18 protein-coding genes and 1 tRNA gene are annotated in these 19,242 nt (G+C 60.0%); 12 read left to right on the top strand and 7 right to left on the bottom strand.

What is annotated here, in order from left to right:
• Nucleotides 1-121: 121 nt before the first annotated feature.
• The 12 genes from ybgC to nadA all read left to right on the top strand — a co-directional run bounded on the left by ybgC (nt 122) and on the right by nadA (nt 10,078).
• The gene (gene ybgC / locus BM70_RS0103730) at nt 122-577 is read left to right on the top strand and encodes a tol-pal system-associated acyl-CoA thioesterase (protein WP_025854760.1); all 456 of its coding nucleotides are present in this window, start codon (nt 122-124) and stop codon (nt 575-577) included.
• 1 nt (nt 578) lies between these two features.
• Entirely contained in the window at nt 579-1,274 is a 696-nt protein-coding gene (gene tolQ, locus BM70_RS0103725) for a protein TolQ (RefSeq protein ID WP_010208111.1), read from the top strand.
• A gap of 23 nt (nt 1,275-1,297) precedes the next feature.
• Nucleotides 1,298-1,750, top strand: a complete 453-nt coding sequence (gene tolR, locus BM70_RS0103720) for a protein TolR (protein WP_161634127.1) — start codon at nt 1,298-1,300, stop codon at nt 1,748-1,750.
• On the top strand, nt 1,750-2,823 hold the full coding sequence (gene tolA / locus BM70_RS0103715; RefSeq protein WP_010208113.1) for a cell envelope integrity protein TolA: 1,074 nt from the start codon (nt 1,750-1,752) through the stop codon (nt 2,821-2,823). The genes tolR and tolA overlap by 1 nt, the downstream gene beginning before the upstream one ends.
• Before the next feature lie 17 nt (nt 2,824-2,840).
• Nucleotides 2,841-4,121 carry a Tol-Pal system beta propeller repeat protein TolB gene (tolB, locus tag BM70_RS0103710; RefSeq protein ID WP_033898484.1) on the top strand — a complete coding sequence of 427 codons (1,281 nt, stop codon included), beginning with the start codon at nt 2,841-2,843 and terminating at the stop codon, nt 4,119-4,121.
• A 55-nt stretch (nt 4,122-4,176) separates the two neighbouring features.
• Entirely contained in the window at nt 4,177-4,677 is a 501-nt protein-coding gene (pal, locus tag BM70_RS0103705) for a peptidoglycan-associated lipoprotein Pal (RefSeq protein WP_003209827.1), read from the top strand.
• 6 nt (nt 4,678-4,683) lie between these two features.
• Complete coding sequence (gene ybgF, locus BM70_RS0103700) at nt 4,684-5,517, top strand: tol-pal system protein YbgF (protein WP_025854758.1); 834 nt, start codon at nt 4,684-4,686, stop codon at nt 5,515-5,517.
• A 164-nt stretch (nt 5,518-5,681) separates the two neighbouring features.
• Nucleotides 5,682-6,329: a 7-carboxy-7-deazaguanine synthase QueE gene (gene queE, locus BM70_RS0103695; RefSeq protein ID WP_025854757.1), complete on the top strand. Its 648-nt coding sequence runs from the start codon at nt 5,682-5,684 to the stop codon at nt 6,327-6,329.
• 16 nt (nt 6,330-6,345) lie between these two features.
• Nucleotides 6,346-7,020, top strand: coding sequence for a 7-cyano-7-deazaguanine synthase QueC (queC, locus tag BM70_RS0103690; RefSeq protein ID WP_025854756.1), 675 nt, complete (start codon nt 6,346-6,348; stop codon nt 7,018-7,020).
• Nucleotides 7,021-7,083: 63 nt separating this feature from the next.
• Nucleotides 7,084-7,159: transfer RNA gene (locus BM70_RS0103685), tRNA-Lys, on the top strand.
• Nucleotides 7,160-7,477: 318 nt separating this feature from the next.
• Nucleotides 7,478-8,764 carry an OmpP1/FadL family transporter gene (locus BM70_RS0103680; RefSeq protein WP_025854755.1) on the top strand — a complete coding sequence of 429 codons (1,287 nt, stop codon included), beginning with the start codon at nt 7,478-7,480 and terminating at the stop codon, nt 8,762-8,764.
• A gap of 255 nt (nt 8,765-9,019) precedes the next feature.
• Nucleotides 9,020-10,078 (top strand): quinolinate synthase NadA, encoded by a 1,059-nt coding sequence (gene nadA, locus BM70_RS0103675; protein ID WP_025854754.1) that lies wholly within the window; start codon nt 9,020-9,022, stop codon nt 10,076-10,078.
• A gap of 77 nt (nt 10,079-10,155) precedes the next feature.
• Here the strand turns inward: nadA and BM70_RS0103670 are convergent, their stop codons facing one another.
• The 7 genes from BM70_RS0103670 to BM70_RS0103640 form a co-directional block, all read right to left on the bottom strand.
• The gene (locus tag BM70_RS0103670; protein WP_025854753.1) at nt 10,156-10,644 is read right to left on the bottom strand and encodes an RDD family protein; all 489 of its coding nucleotides are present in this window, start codon (nt 10,642-10,644) and stop codon (nt 10,156-10,158) included.
• A gap of 95 nt (nt 10,645-10,739) precedes the next feature.
• Complete coding sequence (locus tag BM70_RS0103665; protein WP_003365337.1) at nt 10,740-10,952, bottom strand: cold-shock protein; 213 nt, start codon at nt 10,950-10,952, stop codon at nt 10,740-10,742.
• A gap of 392 nt (nt 10,953-11,344) precedes the next feature.
• Complete coding sequence (gcvT, locus tag BM70_RS0103660) at nt 11,345-12,469, bottom strand: glycine cleavage system aminomethyltransferase GcvT (RefSeq protein WP_025854752.1); 1,125 nt, start codon at nt 12,467-12,469, stop codon at nt 11,345-11,347.
• 39 nt (nt 12,470-12,508) lie between these two features.
• Complete coding sequence (locus tag BM70_RS0103655) at nt 12,509-13,885, bottom strand: L-serine ammonia-lyase (RefSeq protein WP_025854751.1); 1,377 nt, start codon at nt 13,883-13,885, stop codon at nt 12,509-12,511.
• Nucleotides 13,886-14,019: 134 nt separating this feature from the next.
• Nucleotides 14,020-16,866: an aminomethyl-transferring glycine dehydrogenase gene (gene gcvP, locus BM70_RS0103650; RefSeq protein ID WP_025854750.1), complete on the bottom strand. Its 2,847-nt coding sequence runs from the start codon at nt 16,864-16,866 to the stop codon at nt 14,020-14,022.
• A 10-nt stretch (nt 16,867-16,876) separates the two neighbouring features.
• Nucleotides 16,877-17,260 (bottom strand): glycine cleavage system protein GcvH, encoded by a 384-nt coding sequence (gcvH, locus tag BM70_RS0103645; protein WP_015885597.1) that lies wholly within the window; start codon nt 17,258-17,260, stop codon nt 16,877-16,879.
• 394 nt (nt 17,261-17,654) lie between these two features.
• A complete protein-coding gene (locus tag BM70_RS0103640) occupies nt 17,655-19,163 on the bottom strand; it encodes a sigma-54-dependent transcriptional regulator (protein ID WP_025854749.1) in 1,509 nt (502 codons plus the stop codon).
• Nucleotides 19,164-19,242 lie beyond the last annotated feature (79 nt).

Raw genomic sequence — 19,242 nt, 5'->3', positions numbered from 1 at the left:
TTATCCGAGGTTTGTGCTGTCCTAGTGGCTGGTGTCGTCATTCAGTCAGTAAGAAATGTTTCAGACAACGAAAAAACAGTTGCCCAGCCGGATTGGCAACCTGAGGAGTAAGCACTAGAGTATGCGCGCGCAAAACGGGGATCAGTCGTTCGCACATCGCTGTCGCGTTTATTACGAGGACACCGATGCCGGCGGCATCGTGTATTACGTCAACTACCTCAAGTTCATGGAGCGGGCTCGAACCGAGCGGCTACGGGAGCTGGGCTTTGCCCAATCCGAGCTGGCAGGGGAGGACCTGTTATTCGTCGTGCATTCCAGCGAGGCGCGCTATCACGCGCCGGCGCGGCTGGACGACGAGTTGTTGGTCAGCGCTGAAGTAATCGAATTGAACCGTGTCAGCCTGCGTTTCAAGCAGCAGGTCAGGCGGGCAACGGATGCAACGCTGCTCTGTGAGGGGCAGTTCCTGGTGGCCTGTGTGCGCACCAATAGTTTGAAACCCCGGGCCATTCCCGAAGCTCTACGTGCGGCCTTTGCCGATGTAAGCGGCGCGGGTAAACAATCAAAGCAGGAGATTTAGCGTGGAACCTACCGTCGTCGACCATTCCTCCATGTGGAGCCTGGTCAGCAATGCCAGTGTTGTGGTTCAACTGGTCATGCTGACCCTGGTAGCCGCATCGGTTACCTCTTGGGTCATGATTTTTCAGCGCAGCAACCTGCTGCGTGCCGGTCGACGTGCCCTGGAGAGCTTTGAAGAGCGCTTCTGGTCGGGTATCGACCTGTCCAAGCTGTACCGCCAGGCCGGCAGCAATCCGGACCCGGATTCGGGCGTCGAGCAGATCTTCCGCGCCGGCTTCAAGGAATTCTCCCGTCTGCGCCAGCAGCCAGGCGTTGACCCGGAAGCGGTCATGGAAGGCGTGGCCCGTGCCATGCGCGTCGCCATCTCCCGCGAAGAAGAGAAGCTTGAGCAAAGCTTGCCGTTCCTCGCCACCGTCGGTTCCGTAAGCCCGTACATCGGCCTGTTCGGTACCGTGTGGGGGATCATGAACTCCTTCCGTGGCCTGGCCCAGGCCCAGCAGGCAACCCTGGCCACCGTGGCCCCGGGTATTGCCGAAGCCCTGATCGCCACCGCGATCGGTCTGTTCGCTGCTATCCCCGCAGTAATTGCCTACAACCGTTTTGCCGCCCGCGGCGAAAACCTGATTGGCCGTTACTACACCTTCGCCGATGAATTCCAGGCGATCCTGCACCGTAAAGTGCACACCAGCGAAGAATAAGCAGGTACCTCCCGATGGCTTTAATCACTCGAGCTCGAACCAAGCGCAAGCCGGTCGCCGAGATGAACGTAGTGCCTTACATCGACGTGATGCTGGTGCTGCTGGTTATCTTCATGGTGACCGCGCCGATGCTCAACCAGGGTGTGAAGGTTGATCTGCCCAAGGTTTCCAGCGAAGCCTTGCCACAGGACAACAACACCCAGGTGCTGACCATTTCGATCAAGTCCGACAAGACCTATTACTGGAACCTTGGCAGCGAAGTCGACACTCAGAAGCAGCAGGACAAGGCCCTGACCTTGCCGGCGATGACCGATGCGGTGACCAAGATCATTCGCTCCGGCAACGAAGGCGGCAAGCACACCCAGGTGTTCATCCGCGGTGACAAGGCGGTCGACTACGGCTCCGTCATGGGCGCCATGGGCGGGCTGCAGAAGGCCGGCGTGGGTAACGTTGGCTTGATTACCGAGGCGCCCTGATGCAGCAACAGCGAGAGCCGTCCGCCTCGGAAAGCTACTTCTGGCCTAGCGTCTGGGCAATTGCCCTGCACGTCCTGGTGTTTGGCATGCTGTTCGTCAGCTTTGCCATGACCCCGGACCTGCCGCCAGCCAAGCCGATCGTGCAGGCGACCCTGTATCAGCTGAAATCGAAAAGTCAGGCCACCACCCAGACCAATCAGAAGATTGCGGGTGAGGCCCAGAAGTCGGCTGCGCGCCAGACTGAAGTCGAGCAGATGGAACAGAAGAAGGTCGAGCAGGAAGCGGTGAAGGCTGCTGCGGAACAAAAGAAAGAAGAGGCGGCTCAAAAGGCCGAGGAATCGAAAAAGGCTGACGAAGCGAAGAAGGCCGACGAGGCGAAAAAGGCTGATGAAGCCAAGAAAGCCGAGAAAGCTGCCGAAGCGAAAAAGGCCGAAGAGAAACAATTGGCTGATATAGCCAAGAAGAAGTCTGAAGAAGAAGCCAAAAAAGCAGCCGAAGAAGAGGCCAAGAAAAAGGCCGCTGAAGACGCCAAGAAGAAAATAGTCGAAGACGCGAAGAAGAAAGCCGCCGAAGACGCCAAGAAAAAAGCTGAAGCAGACGAGGCGAAGAAAAAAGTCGCCGACGACGCGAAGAAGAAAGCTGCCGCCGACGCCTCCAAGAAAAAGGCCCAGGAAGCAGCGCGCAAATCCGCCGAAGAGAAAAAGGCCCAGGCCTTGGCAGATTTGCTCTCCGACACGCCGCAGCGTCAGCAAGCCTTGGCCGATGAGCGTGGCGATGAAGTCGCGGGCAGTTTCGACGACCTGATTCGGGCGCGGGCAGCAGAGGGTTGGACACGTCCACCTTCGGCACGCAAAGGCATGACAGTAGTGCTGCAGATCGGCATGTTGCCGGACGGTACGGTGACTTCGGTCAGCGTGTCCAAGTCCAGTGGTGACGGTTCGTTCGACAGTTCGGCGGTTGCCGCGGTCAAGAACATTGGCCGGTTGACCGAGATGCAGGGAATGAAACCAAGCGACTTCGCTCCCTATCGTTCATTCAAGATGACATTCACACCTGAGGATCTAGCCTTGTGAGAAACCTTCTTCGAGGAATGCTTGTCGTTATTTGCTGTATGGCAGGGATAGCGGCGGCGGATGAAAAGAACATCCTGGTCACCAGCGGTAGCGATCGGGCCACCCCGATCGCGGTAGTACCGTTCGGCTGGCAGGGCGGCAGCGTGCTGCCGGACGACATGGCCCAGATCGTCAGCGACGACCTGCGCAACTCCGGCTACTACGCACCGATTCCAAAAGGCAACATGATCAGCCAGCCGAACCAGGCCAGCGAAGTCGTGTTCCGTGACTGGAAAGCGGTGGGCGCGCAGTACCTGATGGTCGGCAACATCACGCCGGCTGGCGGTCGCCTGCAAATCACCTACACCTTGTTCAACGTGGCGACCGAGCAGCAGGTCCTGACCGGTAGCGTCTCGGGCACTGCCGAACAGATTCGCGACATGGCCCACTACATTTCGGACCAGTCGTTTGAAAAGCTCACCGGTATCAAGGGGGCTTTCTCGACGCGTCTGCTGTACGTAACGGCTGAACGTTTCTCCGTAGACAACACTCGTTACACTTTGCAGCGTTCGGACTACGACGGTGCGCGGGCTGTGACCTTGCTGCAATCCCGTGAGCCAATCCTGTCGCCGCGCTTCGCGCCGGACGGCAAGCGTATTGCCTACGTGTCTTTCGAGCAGAAGCGTCCGCGTATCTTCGTCCAGCACATTGATACTGGCCGTCGTGAGCAGATCACCAACTTCGAAGGCCTCAACGGTGCACCGGCCTGGTCTCCGGACGGTTCGCGCCTGGCGTTCGTGCTGTCCAAGGACGGCAACCCGGACATCTACGTGATGAACATGGCTTCGCGCCAGATCACTCGCGCAACCAGCGGCCCGGGCATCAATACCGAACCGTTCTGGGGCAAGGATGGTTCGACCATCTACTTCACCTCTGACCGCGGCGGCAAGCCACAGGTTTATAAAGCGAACGTGAATGGTGGGGGCGCAGAGCGTGTTACTTTTATCGGTAACTACAACGCCAACCCTAAACTTTCGGCCGATGAAAAGACGTTGGTGATGATTCACCGTCAGGATGGTTTCACTAATTTCCGGGTTGCGGCCCAGGATTTGCAGCGCGGAACCGTAAAAATCCTCACAGATACCAACCTTGATGAGTCAGCCACTGTTGCGCCCAACGGCACCATGGTAATCTACGCCACCCGCCAGCAGGGCCGGGGAGTCTTGATGCTCGTGTCCATTAATGGACGCGTAAGGCTCCCACTTCCTACCGCACAAGGCGAAGTCAGAGAACCATCCTGGTCCCCTTACCTGAACTGACGCGGCGCTACAAAAAGATTTGCTTAACACACTGGGGTTCATTAGGAGTTTCACGATGGAAATGCTGAAGTTTGGTAAGTTTGCTGCTCTGGCTCTGGCTCTGTCCGTAGCCGTTGGTTGCTCGTCTAAAGGCGGCGACAATGCCGGTGAAGGCGCAGCTGTTGATCCAAACGCTGGTTACGGCGCTAACACTGGTGCGGTTGACGGCTCCCTGAGCGAAGAAGCTGCTCTGCGCGCTATCACCACTTTCTACTTCGAATACGACAGTTCGGACCTGAAACCAGAAGCCATGCGCGCTCTGGACGTTCACGCGAAGGACCTGAAAGCTAACGGCGCTCGCGTTGTTCTGGAAGGTAACACCGACGAACGTGGTACTCGTGAGTACAACATGGCACTGGGCGAGCGTCGTGCGAAAGCCGTTCAGCGCTACCTGGTACTGCAAGGTGTAGCTCCAGGCCAACTGGAACTGGTTTCCTACGGTAAAGAGCGTCCAGTTGCTACTGGCCACGACGAGCAGTCCTGGGCTCAAAACCGTCGCGTCGAACTGCGTAAGTAATTCGTCATGCGAACGTGCCGTCGTGCTCTAACTGTATTGGCTCTCAGCCTCGCACCGCTTGCGGTGTGGGCTGCGGTTCCTGTGGAAGATAGCAACTCTGGCTATAACAATAGCGGGAGCAGTTATCCGCCAGCGGGTTATGGCACGAACGGCGCCTATGCGGGGGGAGCGGCTACGTCCGCTCCCTCGGCACAGGGCGAACTGTTCAACCAGCTGCAACGCATGCAGGATCAACTGGCGCAGCAACAAGGCACCATTGAGGTACTGCAAAACCAAGTGAACCAGCTGAAGCAAGAAGGCCTGGAGCGTTACCAGGATCTTGATCGACGCATTGGAGCCGGCGTTCAACCTGCCGCAACTCCTGATAATTCTTCTACCGGTGGCGCGCCTAGCGCAGCCGCCGGTGGTGCAGCAGCAGGGGCGGCTGCCAGCCAGGCCCCTGCCGCAAGCAGCGAACCGGGTGATCCGGCGAAGGAAAAGCTGTATTACGATGCAGCCTTCGACCTGATCAAAGCCAAGGATTTCGATAAGGCCAGCCAGGCATTTACCGCTTTCCTGCGCAAATACCCGAACAGCCAGTACGCGGGCAACGCCCAGTACTGGTTGGGTGAAGTCAACCTGGCAAAGGGTGACCTGCAGGGTGCTGGCCAGGCATTTGCCAAGGTCAGCCAGCTGTACCCCAAGCACGCCAAGGTGCCAGACTCGCTGTACAAACTCGCTGACGTGGAACGCCGCCTGGGTCATACCGACAAGGTCAAAGGCATTCTGCAGCAGGTTGTGGCCCAGTATCCGGGGACTTCCGCTGCCCAGTTGGCCCAACGGGACCTGCAACGCCTGTAAGCGAAGCAGCCCGTTTAGAAGAAACCCGCGCCTGGCGCGGGTTTTTTCGTTAGAATCCACGCCCTTTTATGAAACACGCTTTTTGGGGTCTACGCGTTGGCGGGGTCCCTCAAAGTGCCTGACGGAGGCGGACAGCCTGTTTAGCTGTTACGCCCGTGGCGACTATGCAAGACACATTACGTATTACCGAAGTTTTTTACTCGTTGCAGGGTGAAACGCGGACGGCTGGCCTGCCCACAGTATTTGTGCGCCTGACCGGTTGCCCCTTGCGTTGCCAATACTGTGACAGCGCCTACGCCTTCAGTGGCGGCACGGTGCGCACCCTCGATGACATCCTGGAGCAGGTCGCCGGCTACAAGCCGCGCTACGTCTGCGTAACCGGCGGTGAGCCGCTGGCCCAGCCCAATGCCATCCCTTTGCTCAAGCAGCTATGTGACGCCGGCTACGAGGTTTCCCTGGAGACCAGTGGTGCGCTGGACATTTCTGCGGTCGACCCGCGTGTAAGCCGCGTGGTCGACCTCAAGACCCCAGGCTCCAAGGAAGCGCATCGTAACCGCTACGAGAACATCGAACTATTGACGGCCAACGATCAGGTCAAGTTCGTCATCTGTTCGCGCGACGACTATGACTGGGCGAACTCCAAGCTGATTCAATACGGGCTGGACCGCCGCGCAGGCGAAGTGCTGTTCTCGCCAAGCCACCATGACCTGAATGCACGTGACCTCGCCGATTGGGTGGTTGCGGACAACCTACCGGTGCGCCTGCAATTGCAGCTGCATAAATACCTTTGGAACGACGAGCCAGGACGCTGATATGACTGAACACACCATGGATCAAAAACGCGCGGTAATCCTGCTGTCCGGCGGCCTCGACTCCGCCACGGTGGTTGCCATGGCACAAGCGCAGGGCTACAGCTGCTACACCATGAGCTTCGACTACGGCCAGCGCCACCGCGCCGAGCTGAACGCCGCCGCCCGTGTCGCCCGTGACATGGGCGTGGTCGAGCACAAGGTGATCGGCCTGAACCTCAACGGCATCGGCGGCTCCGCGCTGACCGACAGCAGCATCGATGTGCCGGAAACGCCCGGCGAAGGCATTCCGGTGACTTACGTGCCGGCACGTAACACGGTGTTCCTGTCCCTGGCCTTGGGCTGGGCGGAAGTGCTCAATGCTCGCGATATCTTTATCGGTGTCAACGCGGTGGATTACTCCGGTTACCCGGACTGCCGTCCAGAGTTCGTCGAGTCGTTCGAACGCATGGCCAACCTGGCGACAAAGGCCGGTGTAGAAGGGCAGGGCTTCCGCATCCTGGCGCCGCTGCAAAACCTGAGCAAGGCCGATATCGTGAAGGCTGGCGTAGGACTTGGCGTCGATTATTCGCTGACTGTTTCCTGCTATCAGGCAGACGATGACGGCCGTGCTTGTGGGAAATGCGACAGCTGCCGACTGCGTGCAGAAGGCTTTCAAGCCGCCGGAATTACTGACCCAACGCGTTATTTCTGATTTATTTCAAATAAGGTGTTGAATAATCCTTAGAAATCAGTATTATACGCGCCACCACACAGCGGGTCGTTAGCTCAGTTGGTAGAGCAGTTGGCTTTTAACCAATTGGTCGTAGGTTCGAATCCCACACGACCCACCATTTTTGGCGGTTTAGAAAATCCGGAAGGCCCACGCAAGTGAGGATTTCCGGGTTTTTTTTTGCCCGTTTGAAAACACATCGAGCCCCAGGTGAATGAAAAGCCTGGGGCTTTCTTGTATCTGTGCCAGGGTGGCGCGATCGCCAAAACCGGTGGGTCACAATCGGGTTAAAAGGTCATTACGGGGAACGAAAAAACAACCAAAGTCTTTGAAATACCTAGGATTGTCCGACAATCCTCCACATGAAAAACTCTTCATAAACCCCCCGCTCGAACGTTGGTAGCTTCCTCGTCGCTGCCCCCTAATTCGAGTCCTAATAATGAATAACAAAACTCTTAAAGGCGCCTTGGCGCTTGCCGTTTCCCTTGCCTCCAGCCAACTGTTTGCCGGTGGTTTCGCGCTCAATGAGCAAAGCGTCAGTTCGATGGGGACGGGCTACGCCGGGCGCTCTTCCTCGGCCGACGATGCCAGCACGGTGTTCGGCAACCCTGCCGGCATGTCCCGCCTGAAGCAGAATGAAGTCAGCCTCGGCGCGACCTACCTTGATGCCAAAACCAATATCAAGGACGCCAGTTCCTCGCAATTCGGCGCCGACAACCCCGGCACCAATAAAGGCGACATGGTGCCCGGCATTGCCGTGCCGATGGGCTATCTGGTCACGCCCATCGATGAGCACTGGGCGTTTGGCCTGGGTATCTATGCGCCATTCGGCCTGGTGACCGACTATGAGCACAGCTTCCAGGGCAATGGTTTTGGCAGCAAGAGCAAGATTTCGGTCATCACCGTGCAGCCGACGGTCAGCTACGCCTTCAACGACAAAGTGTCGGTGGGCTTTGGTCCGACCTTCAACCGCATCAGCGGCGAACTGGACTCCAACCTGCCACTGGGCGGTGGCGCCGGCGAAAGCGTGAAGGTCAAAGGTGACGACAACGCCACCGGGTTCAACGCCGGTATCCTCGTGCAGCCTCTCGACAGCACGCGCATCGGTGTGACCTATCACTCGCAGGTGGTGTACCACCTCAGCGGCAAGACCCATGCCTCCGGCCTGATTTCCGATACCTTTGACGGCGGGCCGCAGAAGTATGACGCCAGCCTGGACGTGACCACGCCTTCGTCCGTGGATTTCTCGGTCACCCATCAATTGAATGACGACTGGACCCTCTACCTCGGCAGCACCTACACCCGCTGGAGCCAGTTGAAAAAGATCACCATCAACAACGACGGTGTGTCCAACCTCGCCGCTCAATTCGGTGGCCTGGGCTCGATCACCGAGCAACAGCACTGGCATGACACCTGGTCCCACGCCATTGGCGCGGCGTACCGGGTCAACAAAGAACTGGTGCTGCGGACCGGTTTCTCGGTGGACCAGACGCCTACCAACAACACCGACCGATCCGTGCGAATTCCTACGGGGGACCGCACGGTTTTCAGCCTGGGCGCCGGCTGGACGCCCGTCGACAACCTGACGTTCGATGTGGCGTATTCCTACCTCAAAGAGGAGCCGATCAAGGTGCGGCAGAACCTTTCCCAGGTGGGCCTGACCTACGATGCCAAATATGAAAACAGCGCCAATGGCTTTGGTGGGTCGGTGACTTACCGCTTCTGATCTCTGCGAAACAGCAAAGAGCCTGTTGTAAAAAAGGGAAACTCCAGCCCTGGAGTTTCCCTTTTTTTGCCCGTCAGATACGCCGGCGAATTCCAGATTAGGCTTTTGAAACCCTTGGATATTCTGTAGCCTTGCGCAGCTTCATCTCTAACCGTGCTTGATGAACACAATCACTTCGTCCGGCGGCGCCCGAAGGGCTCCAGAGCCGGTGGTACACTCGACTTTCGCGCAACTGCGCCTGCAGGTCTTGCGAACATGACGCAAATTTCCGAACGCCTTCTGGTTCAAGCCCACCTCGACGCCAAGCAGCCCAAGGCCCTCAGCGCCGACGAAGAGGCGAGCCTGCGCACCGCCATCGCCGCCGAGCTCAAGGCTCAGGACGCGGTGCTGGTTGCCCACTTCTATTGCGACCCGGTGATCCAGGCCCTGGCCGAAGAAACCGGTGGCTGTGTCTCCGACTCCCTGGAAATGGCGCGTTTCGGCGCCGCCCACCCGGCCAAGACCGTGTTGGTCGCTGGTGTGCGTTTCATGGGCGAGACCGCCAAGATCCTCACCCCCGAAAAACGCATCCTCATGCCCACCCTGGAAGCCACCTGCTCCCTGGACCTGGGTTGCCCGGTGGAGGAGTTTTCGGCGTTCTGCGACCAGCATCCCGAGCGCACCGTGGTGGTCTACGCCAACACCTCGGCGGCGGTCAAGGCACGGGCGGATTGGGTGGTCACGTCCAGCTGTGCACTGGAAATCGTCGAAAGCCTGATGGACAACGGCGAGACGATCATCTGGGGCCCGGACAAGCACTTGGGCACCTACATCCAGCGCCAGACCGGTGCCGACATGCTGCTGTGGGATGGTGCCTGCATTGTCCACGAAGAGTTCAAGTCCAAGCAGTTGGAGGATATGAAGGCGCTCTACCCGGATGCAGCGATTTTGGTGCACCCGGAGTCGCCGACGTCGGTCATCGAGCTGGCGGATGCCGTAGGGTCGACCAGCCAACTGATTGCGGCCGCCCAGCGCCTGCCGAACAAGACCTTTATCGTCGCCACCGACCGCGGCATCTTCTACAAGATGCAGCAGCTGTGCCCGGACAAGGTCTTTGTCGAAGCCCCAACCGCCGGCAACGGCGCGGCGTGCCGCAGTTGTGCACACTGCCCGTGGATGGCGATGAACACGCTGGAGCGCACGCTGCAGTGCCTGCGTGAGGGCAGTAACGAGATATTCGTCGAGCCTTCTGTGATCCCCCACGCGGTGCGCCCGCTCAAGCGCATGCTGGATTTCACCCAGGCCGCACGCCTCAAGCTCGCCGGCAACGCATAACCTTGTAGGAGCCGGCTTGCCGGCGATGGCGTCCTTAAGATCGCCATCGCCGGCAAGCCGACTCCTACAGGGGTTGGTTACTTTTTCTGTTTGGGAATCCGCACCAGCTGCGTGTCCGAATAGATGTCATGCCAGCTGCGTTTGCGCTTATCGAACAACGACCAGATAAACCCCAGTCCTACGCACAACCACGACGCAATCGACACCACAAAGCGCAACAGCGCCTGCCACAGGCTGATCCGGGAGCCATCGGCGTTCTGTACGCGCACGCCCCACACTTGCATGCCCAGGGTCTGCCCGGAATGGGTCCAGAACTTGGCGAAGAAACCAAACAGCACAAACAGCAGGATCGTTGACAGCAACGGATCGCCGTCCAGTGCGCCGGATTCGGTGAGGGTGCGCATCTTCGCTTCGCCGACAAATGCGATCCAGATCAGCTTGTAGATAAACGCCGTGACGATCAGCAGGGCGGTGCACAACAGGAAATCATAGAACATCGCTGCCAGACGACGGCCCAGGCCAACGGCGGGGAATTCGCCTTGGGGGCTCAGCAGGGGTTTTGACATGGCAGGGCTCTCTGATGAAAAAAGCCATTTTACGAGCAAACGCGCATAAAAAAGCCCCTGATGTCACCATCAGGGGCTTTTTGTCGCAGGGGGGATCAGCCTTCTGCTTGTACTTCGTCAGCCTGCATGCCTTTCTGGCCTTGCACAGCAACGAACGTCACTTTCTGGCCTTCTTTCAGGCTCTTGAAGCCGTTGCCCTGAATAGCGCGGAAATGCACGAACAGATCCGGACCGCTTTCTGGGGTGATAAAACCAAACCCTTTCTCGTCGTTAAACCACTTGACGGTACCGCTCTGACGTTCAGCCATTTTCTTATTTCCTTGACGCTAAAAATTAATGACAGCCCCTTTCGCATGAAAGAGTACTGGGCTGGGTTGCAGGAAAGTAAGAGACGTCGAACGGGTTGTAGCACAACTACTTCAGCTACTGCCCAGGTCCAGGTTCCAAGCGACCCATGCAAACACAGTGGGCAAACTCTACGCCAACTAACAGAGAAAAAACAAGCCCTGCCAAAAACCCAGGTTTTGCCTGGGCTTATGACACTTGGGTGAATATTGTGGATCCCACTTATTCGATAGAGTTGATCACTTGTTATAGGTGGACTCCTATAAAAAGACTATCGGCAGTGCACTGTTTTATGGCGGTTGCGTTACAGATTAGTGCACGTTAACGCAACCGCGTTACTTATAGAAACAACCAATCAGCCGCGATAGTAACGCTGCGGTACAAATGGCATTTTACTTACACGTAGTGGCACCTTTTTCCCACGCACCAACGCAGAAACTTCGGTATCCAGTGCGATGAATGCACTGTCCAGGTAACCCATCGCCAGCGGGCCGCCCAGGGTCGGACCGAAACCACCGCTGCACACGCTGCCGATCACCGTACCGTCTGCGTCGACGATCTCCGCGCCTTCACGCACAGGCGTGCGTTCCTGCGGCAACAAGCCTACCCGTTTGCGGCTCACGCCGGCCTGTTGCTGGGTGAAGATCTTGTCGGCACCCGGGAACCCCCCAGCGCGAGCACCATCGGCACGTCGGGCCTTGGAGATCGCCCACAGCAGGCTGGCTTCGATCGGTGTGGTATCGGTGTTCATGTCGTGGCCGTACAGGCACAGGCCGGCTTCCAGGCGCAACGAGTCGCGGGCGCCCAGGCCGATAGCCTGTACTTCGGTCTCGGCCAGCAGGCTGCGGGCCAGGCTTTCGGCATTGGCGGCGGGAACGGAGATTTCGAATCCGTCCTCGCCGGTGTAGCCCGAACGGCTGACATAGCAGTCCACGCCCAGCAAGCGCAGGGAAGCGAACTGCATGAAGGTCATCTTGGTGACTTCCGGTGCCAGGCGCGCCAGCACCTTCACCGCTGCCGGGCCTTGCAGGGCCAACAAGGCACGTTCTTCGAACAACGGCTCGATGGTGCACTGGTCGCCGATGTGCTGGCGCAGGTGCGCCAGGTCCTGGTCCTTGCAGGCGGCGTTGACCACCAGGAACAGCTCGTCGTTACCCAGGTTGGCTACCATCAGGTCATCGAGAATACCGCCCTGGTCGTTGGTGAACATCGCGTAGCGCTGCATGCCTACTGGCAGGTCGATGATGTCGACCGGCACCAGGGTCTCCAGGGCCTTGGCGGCATTGGCGCCGGTCAGGCGGATCTGGCCCATGTGGGACACGTCGAACAGCCCGGCCTGGTCACGGGTGTGCAGGTGTTCCTTCATCACGCCCAGTGGGTATTGCACCGGCATGTCGTAGCCGGCGAAGGGCACCATGCGCGCGCCCAACTCGATGTGCAGGGCATGCAGAGGGGTTTTCAACAGGGTTTCGGTGGACATATTCAGCTCCTGAAAAACGTGCTGGCGCGCCTTTAGGCGTCAGCACTCGATAATGTTGACCGCCAAACCGCCACGGGCGGTTTCCTTGTATTTGCTTTTCATGTCGGCGCCGGTCTGGCGCATGGTGCGGATGACCTTATCCAGCGAGACGAAGTGTTGCCCGTCGCCACGCAACGCCATGCGCACCGCGTTGATGGCCTTGACCGAGCCCATGGCATTGCGTTCGATGCAGGGCACCTGCACCAGCCCGCCAATCGGGTCGCAGGTCAGGCCGAGGTTGTGCTCCATGCCGATTTCGGCGGCGTTTTCCACCTGGGAAACGCTGCCGCCCAACACTTCGCACAGCGCGCCGGCCGCCATAGAACAGGCCACGCCGACTTCACCCTGGCAGCCGACTTCGGCACCGGAGATCGACGCATTTTCCTTGTATAAAATGCCGATGGCGGCGGCGGTGAGCAGGAAACGCACCACCCCTTCTTCATTCGCGCCGGGGATAAAACGCATGTAGTAATGCAGCACCGCCGGCACGATCCCGGCAGCGCCGTTGGTCGGCGCCGTGACCACGCGCCCGCCGTTGGCGTTTTCTTCGTTGACCGCCAGGGCGTAGAGGTTGACCCAGTCGAGCACCGACAGTGGATCGCGCAGGGCCGACTCCGGGTGCTTGCACAGCTGGCGATGCAACGCCGCGGCGCGACGCTTGACCTTCAAGCCGCCCGGCAGGATGCCTTCGTTGCGACAGCCGGCGTCCACGCAGTCCTGCATCACCTGCCAGATCTTCAGCAGGCCGGCACGGGTTTCCGCTTCCGGGCGCCAGGCACTTTCATTGGTCAGCATCACCTGGCTGATGGACAGTCCATAGGTGGTGCAATGGCTGAGCAAGTCCTTGGCGTGCTTGAACGGAAAGGTCAAGGGCGTGGCGTCTTCGACAATCCGGTCGGCGCCGGCCGCGTCTTCATCGACCACGAAACCGCCACCGACCGAGTAGTACTCGCGGCTGCGGATCTGGATATTGGCGGCGTCGAAAGCACGGAAAATCATGCCATTGGGATGATAGGCGAGGGGTTTGCGAATCATCGCCAGGTGTTCTTTCTCGTTGAACGCAATGCTGTGTTCACCGAGCAAATTCAGGCGGCCGTCCTTGCGCATCTGCGCCAGGCGCGTTGCCACGGTTTCAGTATTCACGGTGTCCGGGTGTTCGCCTTCCAGGCCCAGCAGCACGGCCTTGTCGCTGCCGTGGCCTTTGCCGGTGGCGCCGAGCGAGCCATAGAGTTCCACCTTGATGCTGGTGGTGGTGCTCAGCAGGTTGTCGCGCTTGAGGCCTTCGACGAAGCGGGCGGCGGCGCGCATCGGGCCGACGGTGTGGGAACTGGAGGGGCCGATGCCAATTTTGAACAGGTCGAACACGCTTAAAGACATGAGTTGTTCTCCGGTTTCTTATTATTGGGCACGCATTCACGGGTGCACCCGATCTTGTAGGAGCCGGCTTGCCGGCGATGAGGCCCTCAAGACCGCTATCGCCGGCAAGCCGGCTCCTACAGGGAAGGTTGCGTTTACGCTTCCTGGTAGTTCTCGATCGACGGGCAGGCGCACACCAGGTTGCGATCGCCAAACACGTTGTCGACACGACCCACCGGCGGCCAGTACTTGCCTTCGATCAGCGACGCTACCGGGTACACAGCCTGTTCGCGGCTGTAAGGGTGCGACCACTCGCCAACCAATTCAGCGGCGGTGTGTGGCGCGTTCTTCAGCGGGTTGTCGTCCTTGTCCAGGGTGCCGTTTTCCACCGCGCGGATTTCTTCGCGGATGGCGATCATGGCGTCACAGAAGCGGTCCAGTTCTTCCTTGGATTCACTTTCGGTCGGCTCGATCATCAAGGTGCCGGCCACCGGGAACGACATGGTCGGCGCGTGGAAACCGAAGTCGATCAAGCGCTTGGCCACGTCGTCCACGCTGATGCCGCTGCTGTCCTTGAGTGGGCGCAGGTCGAGGATGCATTCGTGCGCCACCAGGCCGTTGCTGCCGGTGTAGAGCACTGGGTAGTGCTCTTCGAGGCGACGGGAGATGTAGTTGGCATTCAGGATCGCCAGTTGCGAAGCGCGCTTGAGGCCCGCACCGCCCATCATGCTGATGTACATCCACGTGATCGGCAAGATGCTCGCGCTGCCGAACGGCGCCGCACACACCGCGCCTTCCTTGCGCGCCATGGCTGCGTGGCCCGGCAGGAAGGGCGTGAGGTGCGACTTGACGCCAATCGGGCCAACACCCGGGCCGCCACCGCCGTGGGGAATGCAGAAGGTCTTGTGCAGGTTCAGGTGGGACACGTCGCCGCCGAACTTGCCCGGTGCGCACAGGCCGACCATCGCGTTCATATTGGCGCCGTCGATGTACACCTGGCCGCCGTTGTCGTGAATGATGCCGCAGATTTCGCGGATGCCTTCCTCGAACACACCGTGGGTGGACGGATAGGTGATCATCAGTGCGGCGAGGTGATCGCGGTGCTCGATGGCCTTGGCGCGCAGGTCTTCGATGTCGACGTTGCCGCGCGCGTCGCAGGCGGTGACGACCACACGCATGCCCGCCATGTTGGCGGTGGCTGGGTTGGTGCCGTGGGCCGACGAGGGGATCAGGCAGATATCGCGGCGCTCATCGCCACGGCTCTGGTGGTAGGCACGAATGGCCAGCAAGCCAGCGTATTCACCTTGGGAACCGGCGTTCGGTTGCAGCGAGATCGCGTCGTAACCGGTGGCCGCGCAGAGCATGGCTTCCAGGTCCGAAGTCAGTTGCAGGTAGCCGGCGCTTTGCTCGGCCGGGGCGAACGGGTGCAGGGCACCGAACTCGGCCCAGGTCACCGGGATCATTTCGCTGGCGGCGTTGAGCTTCATGGTGCACGAGCCCAGCGGGATCATGGTGCGGTCCAGCGCCAGGTCCTTGTCGGCCAGCTTGCGCAGGTAGCGCATCAGCTCGGTTTCGGAGTGATAACGATTGAACACCGGGTGGCTGAGGATTGGCGACTGGCGCAGCAGTGCCGCTGGCAGGGTGCTGTCCACATTGGCAGCGAAGTCCGGCAGGGCCTTGCCGTCGGCGAAGATCGCCCACAGGGTTTCGATATCGGCCTGGGTGGTAGTTTCGTCCACCGATACACCCAGACGCTCGGCGTCCACTGCACGCAGGTTGATACGCTGGGCGCGGGCCTTGTCGTGCAGGGCAGCGGTGTGGGCGCCGGTTTTGAGGGTCAGGGTGTCGAAGAAGTGTTCCTGCTCGACCTTCACGCCAAGCGTGGTCAAGCCCTTGGCCAGGATCGCGGTCAACTGGTGCACACGCCGGGCGATCTGGGTCAGGCCTTTAGGGCCGTGGTACACGGCGTACATGCTGGCGATGTTGGCCAGCAGCACTTGGGCGGTGCAGATGTTGCTGGTGGCTTTCTCGCGACGGATATGTTGCTCGCGGGTCTGCATGGCCAGGCGCAGCGCAGGCTTGCCGAAACGGTCGACGGAGACACCGACCAGGCGGCCCGGCATGTCGCGCTTGAACGCATCCTTGGTGGAGAAGTACGCCGCGTGCGGGCCACCGAAGCCCAGCGGCACACCGAAGCGCTGTGCGCTGCCGATGGCCACGTCGGCGCCGAATTCACCCGGCGGGGTCAGCAGGGTCAGGGCCAACAGGTCGGCGGCCACGGCTACCAATGCATTGGCGGCGTGGAAACGCTCGGTCAGTTCGCGGTAGTCGAACACATCACCGTTGCTGGCCGGGTATTGCAGCAGGGCGCCGAAGAACGCGCTGACGTCGGTCAGTTCGCGCTCATCGCCCACCACCACGTCGATGCCCAGCGGCTCAGCACGGGTGCGCAATACGTCGAGGGTCTGCGGGTGGCTGTGGATCGAAGCGAAGAAGGCATTGCTGCCTTTGTTCTTGCTCAGGCGCTTGCAGAACGTCATGGCTTCGGCGGCGGCGGTGGCTTCGTCGAGCAGAGATGCGTTGGCGATCGGCAGGCCGGTGAGGTCGCTGATCAGGGTCTGGAAGTTCAGCAGCGCTTCCAGGCGGCCTTGGGAGATTTCTGGCTGGTACGGGGTGTAGGCGGTGTACCAGGCCGGGTTTTCCAGCAGGTTGCGCAGGATCGGCGACGGCGTATGGCAGTTGTAGTAGCCCTGGCCGATGTAGGTCTTGAACAGTTGGTTCTTGCCGGCGATGGCCTTGATCTTGGCCAGGGCCTCGGCTTCGCTCAGGCCGTCTTCCAGGCCGAGCACGCTGGTGCCCTTGATGCTTTCCGGGATCACGCTGGCGCTCAGGGCTTCCAGGGAATCGAAGCCGAGGCTGGCGAGCATGTGCTGCTCGTCTTCCTGGCGCGGGCCGATGTGGCGGGCGATGAATTCGTTGGCGGTAGTCAGATTAACGGTCATGGCGCGCTCCTCAAGCTTCAGCGTTGGCTTTGATCAGGCGGTCGTACGCATCCTGATCCAACAGCTTAGCCACTGCACTGGCATCAGCCGGTTTAAAGCGGAAGAACCAACCTTCGCCCATCGGGTCTTCGTTGACCAGTTCCGGGCTGCCGTCGAGCTTGTCGTTCACTTCGAGCACTTCACCGTCCAGAGGCATGTACACACCGCTGGCGGCCTTGACCGATTCCACGGTGGACGCTTCGGCGCCCTTGTCGTAGGCCTGCAACTCCGGCAGTTGCACGAAAACCACATCACCCAGCGCGTTCTGCGCGAAAGCGGTGATACCCACGGTGACGCTGCCATCGGCTTCGGCGCGCAGCCATTCGTGATCTTCAGTGAAACGCAACTCGCTCATGGAAACTCCTCAAGGCCAGATTCGTCTGGTGGACGGGATTGGAATAATGGGGAGTTGCTTAGCAATATCGCGGCCAATGTTATTAAGTCTTTATAAATCAATAAGTTAATAAAATTGGTGGTGACGTTAGCGTTTCCGGGTGTAGCGATTTCGCTACACTCGAGCGCCTGAAAAAAAGCCTATGTGGATCAAAGCCTTGCATGGCACGCAAAAAAACAAGGCTGTAGCGAAATCGTTCCACTGTAGCGCTTTCAGTACACTGGATGTCGTTCCTGGACCAAACTTAACGCTCGAATTGCAATTCCTGTGGGAGCTGGCTTGCCTGCGATAGCGGTGTGCCTGGCCCACCGCTATCGCAGGCAAGCCAGCTCCCACATTTGATCGGTGCTCGGCTTCAGGGCTTATTTGGAATGCCGTATTTGCGCAGGCGATGGGCGATGGCCGTGTGCGAGGTCTGCAGGCGGCTGGCCAGTTGACGGGTCGAGGGGTAGCTGGTGTAGAGGGTTTCCAGCAGGTTGCGCTCGAAGTCTTCCACCGCCTGTTCCAGGCTGTCTATTTCACCGTCGCCCTGGCGTGCCACCGAAGTGCCAGCAATGTCCAGGTCGCCGATGTCCACCAGGCTGCTTTCACAGATGGCGGCGGCGCGGAAGATCACGTTCTGCAACTGGCGCACGTTGCCCGGCCAGCGGTTGCCCAGCAGCGCTGGGTAAGTGCCGGGCGCCAGGCGGCACACCGGGCGCTGGATCTGCGCGCAGGCCTGCTGCATGAAGTAACGCGCCAGTAACAGGATGTCCTGGCCACGTTCGCGCAGCGGCGGCACTTCGACGTTGAGCACGTTGAGGCGGTAGAACAGGTCTTCGCGGAAGGTGCCTTCGCCGACCATCTTTTCCAGGTCGCGATGGGTGGCGCTGAGGATGCGCACGTTGACCTTCACTTCGCGATCGCCGCCGACGCGCCGGAAGCTGCCATCATTGAGAAAACGCAGCAGCTTGGCCTGCAAGTACGGCGACATCTCGCCGATCTCATCGAGGAACACCGTGCCCTGGTTGGCCAGCTCCATCAACCCCGGCTTGCCACCGCGTTGCGCGCCGGTAAAGGCGCCCGGTGCATAACCGAACAGCTCGCTCTCGGCGAGGTTCTCCGGCAGCGCCGCGCAGTTCAACGCCAAAAACGGTGCGCTGTGGCGTGCACTGATGGCGTGGCACGCGCGTGCCACCAATTCCTTGCCGGTGCCGGTTTCGCCCTGGATCAACAGCGGTGCATCCAACGCCGCCACGCGCTGCGCGCGCGCCTTGAGGGTGCGGATCACCGGGGACTCGCCCAACAGCGCATCAAACCCTTCGGCATGGTCGTGGTGCAGCGCCGACAGCTGTTCGCCGATGCGGTTGGGTTGGTAGAGCGTGAGCAGGGCGCCCGCATCGGTGATCGGCGTGGCGTCGAGTAAAAAGGTCTGGCCGTTGACGCTGATCTCGCGCAGCGGCAAGCGAAAGCCATGCTCCAGCAAGGTCTCCAGCAGCGCCGGATCATTGAGCAGCTCGCTGATGCTTTCCCCGGCCGGTTCGCGACCGTACAGGGCGATCAACGCCGGGTTGGCCAGCAGGATCTTGCCCGCACTGTCCAGCGCCAGCACCGGGTCGGTCATGGCCGCCAGCAGGGCGTCGAGTTGCAGGTGGCGGCGTTGGCCGGGGAGGATGTCCACCACCGTGACCGCCTGCACGCCGTGCACGCTGAACAGCGCGTCACGCAGTTCTTCGAGGACTTCGGCGCTCAGGGTCGGGGCGTCGATATAGACGTTGGGCGGCACCATCTCCACCGCATCCAGGTTGAGATTGCGCCCACCGAGCAGGGCCAGGACTTCCTGGGTAATGCCGACGCGGTCGATGAAGCTGACGTGGATACGCATGGGACGCTGACAATTCTGGGGAGCGGGAGGCGGCAAGTATGCCTCACCGCACACCATTGTAGGAGCCGGCTTGCCGGCG

Origin of the sequence: Pseudomonas sp. CHM02 (assembly GCF_000612585.1) — a bacterium.
GTDB lineage: Bacteria > Pseudomonadota > Gammaproteobacteria > Pseudomonadales > Pseudomonadaceae > Aquipseudomonas.
This window is presented reverse-complemented; position numbering and strand designations above follow the sequence as displayed.

What these genes read in the sequence shown, in the direction of transcription:
- BM70_RS0103640 (WP_025854749.1), bottom strand. Translation starts at nt 19,163, where the DNA reads ATGCGTATCCACGTCAGCTTCATCGACCGCGTCGGCATTACCCAGGAA.
- tolB (WP_033898484.1), top strand. Translation starts at nt 2,841, where the DNA reads ATGCTTGTCGTTATTTGCTGTATGGCAGGGATAGCGGCGGCGGATGAA.
- nadA (WP_025854754.1), top strand. Translation starts at nt 9,020, where the DNA reads ATGACGCAAATTTCCGAACGCCTTCTGGTTCAAGCCCACCTCGACGCC.
- gcvT (WP_025854752.1), bottom strand. Translation starts at nt 12,469, where the DNA reads ATGTCCACCGAAACCCTGTTGAAAACCCCTCTGCATGCCCTGCACATC.
- BM70_RS0103670 (WP_025854753.1), bottom strand. Translation starts at nt 10,644, where the DNA reads ATGTCAAAACCCCTGCTGAGCCCCCAAGGCGAATTCCCCGCCGTTGGC.
- queE (WP_025854757.1), top strand. Translation starts at nt 5,682, where the DNA reads ATGCAAGACACATTACGTATTACCGAAGTTTTTTACTCGTTGCAGGGT.
- pal (WP_003209827.1), top strand. Translation starts at nt 4,177, where the DNA reads ATGGAAATGCTGAAGTTTGGTAAGTTTGCTGCTCTGGCTCTGGCTCTG.
- gcvP (WP_025854750.1), bottom strand. Translation starts at nt 16,866, where the DNA reads ATGACCGTTAATCTGACTACCGCCAACGAATTCATCGCCCGCCACATC.
- gcvH (WP_015885597.1), bottom strand. Translation starts at nt 17,260, where the DNA reads ATGAGCGAGTTGCGTTTCACTGAAGATCACGAATGGCTGCGCGCCGAA.
- BM70_RS0103665 (WP_003365337.1), bottom strand. Translation starts at nt 10,952, where the DNA reads ATGGCTGAACGTCAGAGCGGTACCGTCAAGTGGTTTAACGACGAGAAA.
- BM70_RS0103655 (WP_025854751.1), bottom strand. Translation starts at nt 13,885, where the DNA reads ATGTCTTTAAGCGTGTTCGACCTGTTCAAAATTGGCATCGGCCCCTCC.
- tolA (WP_010208113.1), top strand. Translation starts at nt 1,750, where the DNA reads ATGCAGCAACAGCGAGAGCCGTCCGCCTCGGAAAGCTACTTCTGGCCT.
- ybgF (WP_025854758.1), top strand. Translation starts at nt 4,684, where the DNA reads ATGCGAACGTGCCGTCGTGCTCTAACTGTATTGGCTCTCAGCCTCGCA.
- ybgC (WP_025854760.1), top strand. Translation starts at nt 122, where the DNA reads ATGCGCGCGCAAAACGGGGATCAGTCGTTCGCACATCGCTGTCGCGTT.
- BM70_RS0103680 (WP_025854755.1), top strand. Translation starts at nt 7,478, where the DNA reads ATGAATAACAAAACTCTTAAAGGCGCCTTGGCGCTTGCCGTTTCCCTT.
- queC (WP_025854756.1), top strand. Translation starts at nt 6,346, where the DNA reads ATGGATCAAAAACGCGCGGTAATCCTGCTGTCCGGCGGCCTCGACTCC.